General features: G+C 46.3%; 2 protein-coding genes and 2 pseudogenes. 3 read left to right on the top strand and 1 reads right to left on the bottom strand.

Features of this window, described 5'->3' with window-relative positions; genetic code table 11:
• Both ACLFWI_RS28805 and ACLFWI_RS28810 read left to right on the top strand, forming a co-directional pair.
• Window positions 1–533: pseudogene (locus tag ACLFWI_RS28805) on the top strand (Rpn family recombination-promoting nuclease/putative transposase); the annotation flags it as partial.
• 319 nt (window positions 534–852) lie between these two features.
• Complete coding sequence (locus tag ACLFWI_RS28810; protein WP_446415782.1) at window positions 853–1,956, top strand: Rpn family recombination-promoting nuclease/putative transposase; 1,104 nt, start codon at window positions 853–855, stop codon at window positions 1,954–1,956.
• A 77-nt stretch (window positions 1,957–2,033) separates the two neighbouring features.
• On the opposite strand, the gene ACLFWI_RS28815 is transcribed toward ACLFWI_RS28810, so the two are convergent.
• Window positions 2,034–2,375 (bottom strand): hypothetical protein, encoded by a 342-nt coding sequence (locus ACLFWI_RS28815; protein WP_446415783.1) that lies wholly within the window; start codon window positions 2,373–2,375, stop codon window positions 2,034–2,036.
• Between the two features lie 547 nt (window positions 2,376–2,922).
• Between ACLFWI_RS28815 and ACLFWI_RS28820 the strand changes: the two are divergent.
• Window positions 2,923–3,136, top strand: a pseudogene (locus ACLFWI_RS28820) (Cas10/Cmr2 second palm domain-containing protein); the annotation flags it as partial.

Here is a 3,136-nt window from a genome sequence, read left to right on the forward strand (position 1 = left end):
AACTCAGAAACACTAAGGTTTATCAGGAAGCCAAGCAAGAAGGGTTAATCGAAGGCAGACAGGAAGGGTTAGTAGAAGGTGAACAACGAGGCAAATTCAAAGCCAAGTTAGAAGCTATCCCTCGGATGATGCAGTTGGGTGCGAGTGTGGAGATGATTGCGGAGGGATTGGATTTACCGCTGAATGTTGTTCAACTAGCAGTACAGTCATTTTCGGAAGATAATGTGGCTGCGTTTATTGAACTGTTAAATACCCGCCGTTCGCTTTTTTCGACCCAAGACTTAGCGGAGTTGGCGGAGTTAATTAAACCTTTACCGGATAAAATAGAAACGCTGTCTCACGCGATCGCACAATGGTGTAAACAGGATGCCCATTCTGTACAACGTCAGGCTTGGCGGGATTGTCTCTCTGCTAAGCTGGCGGCGACGGTGGAGGAATGGTTGGCTCAAAACTTGGAAACGCTGGAAACCTTTGAGCTTTCGGTGAATAAAGCTATCCTACAGCAGGCGATTTCAGCAGAGAATTCTAATTAGGGCTTGCTGAATAAGTCTTGGGGAGAAGGGGTGAGGGGGAGATGAAGGAAACAGTAGTGCTTTTCGTCTCCCTATAAGTGCAAGCTTTTCACCCATCCAGGAGCGATGGATTGCACTTAGAGTCGGCTTTAAACCTCCTCTAACTCTTGATAGATAAGGATTTCCAATTTGTGCAGCAAGCCCTAATTAGCGATCGCCTGTTGGTTCTGGGTAAATCATAAACGGTTCAATTTGTCAATACCGTGATTGTAGAAATTTTCGGCTTCTGGGGTGGCACAGTATCAGGTGTCAACCCTGTGCTGGAGATCCCTAGGAAAAGGTGAAAACGGACACGATTTTTTATAGCTTGTTTCAGGAGTTTCCCAGTATCTTCTTTGAACTGATTAATCAATCGCCAGAACAAGCGGCAAGTTATGAATTCACCTCCCGTGAAATTAAACAACTGGCATTTAGACTGGATGGGTTGTTTTTGCCTAAGAACGAAACCCTAGACCAACCTTTTTATGTGGTTGAGGTTCAGTTTCAACGAGATGATAATTTTTATTATCGTTTATTTACTGAACTATTTATCTTTCTGAATCAATACAAACCGACTTGTCCATGGCGGGTGGTGGTGATTTATCCCAGTCGCCGGATTGAGAGGGAACAGCCGTTACAATTTAAAGAACTCTTTAGCCGAGTGACTCGGATATACTTGGATGAGTTAGGAGATGAAGCATCGGCATCTGTTGGGGTGAATATTGTTAAGCTAGTGATTGAGCAGGAACAGACAGCCCTAGAACAAGCAAGGCGTTTAATTGAACAAGCCAAAGTTCAGATAACGGATGAGACGACTAAACAAAACCTGATTGATTTAATAGAAACCATCATCGTTTACAAATTACCGCAAAAAAGCCGAGAGGAGATAGAAGCCATGTTAGGATTAAGTGAACTCAGAAACACTAAGGTTTATCAGGAAGCCAAGCAAGAAGGGTTAATCGAAGGTGAACAACGAGGCAAATTTAAAGCCAAGTTAGAAGCTATCCCTCGGATGATGCAGTTGGGTGCGAGTGTGGAGATGATTGCGGAGGGATTGGATTTACCGCTGAATGTTGTTCAATTAGCAGTACAGTCATTTTCTGAAGATAATGTGGCTGCGTTTATTGAACTGTTAAATACCCGCCGTTCGCTTTTTGAAGATCAAGACTTAGGGGAGTTGGCACAGTTAATTCAACCTTTACCGGATAAAATAGAAACGCTGTCTGATGCGATCGCACAATGGTGTAAGCAGGATGTCCACTCCTCACAGCGTCAGGCTTGGCGGGATTGTCTCTCTGGTAAGGTGGCGGCGAGGGTGGAGGAATGGTTGGCGAGAAATCTGGAAACACTGGAGACTCGATCCTATTCGGTCAATAAGGCTAGGTTGCAACAGGCGATTGAGTAGAATTGTGTAGGGGCGGGTTTCACCACTATCTTTTCGGTTGCAACCTGATGTAATTAAACCCGCCCTGACTCAGGTTTTTAAGCTGGGGGCGGTTGAAAAATTGCGGTTAATTTGACGAATCGACGCATCTCGCCCAATCGCCCAAACCCTATATTTTTCGTTGAGATGCGTCGATGCTTTACAGGATAAGGATTTGAGGGATGTGTTGGCGGCGATTTTTGGCTGGATATGGTAGACTTTTTGGAGATGCGTCGATTCGGGGGACTTCGGCGTGAGCGCGACTCGACTGAGCGCTCGCCGAACGTCTCAGTCGAACGCTGAAACCCAGTCTGGGTAAGGCGTCCTGAACGAACTCTTCCCACTCGCTGGGAAAACAAGTTGAATGGAAACGTTGCACCAGCACTTGTGCGCTGACGCATCAAGTCTTCCCACTCGCTGGGAAAACAAGTTGAATGGAAACATATCCCTCTTAAGCTGCGGAATCTTGTCTACAGGAGTTTCCCACTCGCTGGGAAAACAAGTTATAGCAACCGCCATAGCGGTTAGGACACATCATTTATGTAGAGACGTTGCATGCAACGTCTCTACAATGGTGTCGAAAGTCCTAATCGATGTGTCTACTCCTATAAATAGCAACCATTCCCCTCTTGCTACTCAGTAAGAGGGGATTCAATTCATCGAAACCTTAAGGGCACAGCAATACCGTACCCCTACCTGTTCCCAAAAAACCGCTATTCATCCCCCTTGATCCAACCCCCCTCAAACCCTCTCCCCAACCGGGATTCACCCCCACCCCAAAAACTCCCATTAATCCCGTTAAATTCCTCGCCTTACATCCCGAAGAATTGCTAGAGTACAGTCTAGACACCCAAACCCAAAGGAAATCCGCCGTGTCTGACTACACCGCCGCCAGTTTTGCCCCGGTACAAGGCTTTATCGAAAAATCCCGCAAACTGCGAGACTAAAGCAAGCCATCAAGTTACCCAACGAGACATTTTACAACATTGTCGGGACGCCGAAAAACGGGCAAAAAATAAAGGACGCGATCGCGTGACGATTCGGGTGGTTTTTAATAGTGGTCAATACCTGCAGTGGACTTGCCCCTGGGATTATCTCCATGTCTTAACCAACTATCGCGATCGCGATGGCAAATCCTGGGGAGAGGAACCCAATTGGAACC

Source organism: Coleofasciculus sp. (genome assembly GCF_046539235.1).
Taxonomy (GTDB): domain Bacteria; phylum Cyanobacteriota; class Cyanobacteriia; order Cyanobacteriales; family Coleofasciculaceae; genus Coleofasciculus.

What these genes read in the sequence shown, in the direction of transcription:
- ACLFWI_RS28815 (WP_446415783.1), bottom strand. Translation starts at nt 2,375, where the DNA reads ATGCGTCAGCGCACAAGTGCTGGTGCAACGTTTCCATTCAACTTGTTT.